This window comes from Phytoactinopolyspora endophytica, assembly GCF_004138495.1.
GTDB classification, from domain to species: Bacteria; Actinomycetota; Actinomycetes; order Jiangellales; family Jiangellaceae; genus Phytoactinopolyspora; species Phytoactinopolyspora endophytica.
On sequence record NZ_ML142849.1, the window covers coordinates 653,141 to 654,763 of the forward strand.

2 protein-coding genes are annotated in these 1,623 nt (G+C 68.9%); both read right to left on the bottom strand.

Annotated elements, in window-relative coordinates:
- Window positions 1-244: 244 nt before the first annotated feature.
- A complete protein-coding gene (locus tag ELR45_RS02855; RefSeq protein WP_129663229.1) occupies window positions 245-958 on the bottom strand; it encodes a FadR/GntR family transcriptional regulator in 714 nt (237 codons plus the stop codon).
- 38 nt (window positions 959-996) lie between these two features.
- Window positions 997-1,623, bottom strand: a 627-nt coding sequence (locus ELR45_RS36570) for a sugar kinase (RefSeq protein WP_205855741.1), incomplete at its 5' end; no start/stop codon positions are given.

A 1,623-nucleotide genomic window follows, 5' to 3' on the forward strand; every position in this document is an offset into this window, starting at 1 on the left:
GGCGTCCCGGATCGCCGCCGTCGGAAACAACTCCGGTGACGGCAGGCCACCCGCGAACGAGATCACGTCTCCCCGCTGGGTGAGCTTCAGGATCTCCCGGATCGCCGACGGCTTCAACCGGCCGGTCCGTCCCGCGGCCTGCGCAGCCCAATCGACCATGGCTTCACTCCTGCCCGCACCCATCATCAGGCGCACTCTCTACGACACGTCATCGGCACGGATCCATGACACGCACAGTACGTTGTCAGGCGGGCGAGGACCCGGGTTTACGGCCGTGGGCGTCGTCCGTCGACTCGATCGCCTCCAGGCGTTCGTGGATGTGGACGAAGTGCGCGCGCATGGCAGCCGTCAGGCCGTGCCCCTCGCGCAACGCGTTCACGATCTTCCGGTGCACCTCGGCGGGGTGACGATGTGCCGGTATCTCGGGCACCGAGTCACTGAGCCGGTGCAGAAGCTCCCAGAACAAGTCGATCATCGAGGATACGAGCTTGTTGCCGAGCGGCTCGTACAGGCGCCGGTGGAACTCCCGATCGATCGATGCCACCGGCTCACCTGTGGCCTCCCGCCGGGCCATCTCGTCCACCAGCGCGTCCAGCTCGTCGAAGTCGTCCGGCCCGAGGCGCTTCGACGCCGGCTCGATCAGGCCCTCTTCCAGTGCCTGACGGACGCCGAGCACCTCGGTCAGCGCGGCGCCGCCTACCGCCAGGCCGTACGGAAGCTGATCCAGAATCGGCTGGAACGAGAAGTCACTGACGAACAGACCACGTCCCGGCCGGGCCTCGATCACGCCCAGCGTCTGAAGGCTTCGCGTGGCCTCGCGCAGCGAAAGGCGGCTGATGCCTAGGTCCTCGGCCAGCTTCGCCTCGGGCGGCAGCGCATCGCCCGCGGCAAGGTTGTGGTCCTCGATATAGGAACGCAGCCGCTCCTGTGATTCCCGGAACATCTCCCCATGTCGCACAGGTATAAGCTCCCCGAGACGAAGGTGCGGGACAAGACTCAGCGGTGGACGGCGTCGGACGCGCCCAGTGTCTCGAGGTCGGCGCGGGTCGGCAGGCCCTCCCAGTCGCCGAGGGTGGTGCAGGCGAACGCGCCGGCCGTCACGGCCGTCGCCAGCCGCGTCTCGGCGGGCGCACCGGCCATCCACTCGGCCAGGTATCCGGCGACGAACGCGTCACCGGCACCGACGGTGTCCATCACCGGCACCGTGACCGCCGCGGTCTTGTGCACCTCGCCATCGATCACCGAGTAGGCGCCCTCCGCCCCGAGCTTGAGCACCACCTGTCGCGGCCCCAACTCAGCCACGGCCTCCGCCAGTTCCTCGACCGAACCGTCCGGCACCACCAGCGACGCCTCCTCGGGGCCTGCGAAGACGACGTCGGCCCGGCGAACCAAGTGGTCCAGAGTGGCGGTCGCATCCTCGCGGCTCCAGAGGCTGGAGCGGTAGTTCAGGTCCAGCGACACCCGGGTGTCGTTCTCCCGGGCCATGTCGACGGCCTGCTGAACGGCCGACGCCGGTCCCGGCCCGAGCGCCGGAGTGACACCGGTGACGTGCAGCACGTCCGCGGACGCGATGGTGTCCGTGTCGATGTCGAACGCCGTGATCGCCGACGCGGCGCTGCCGGA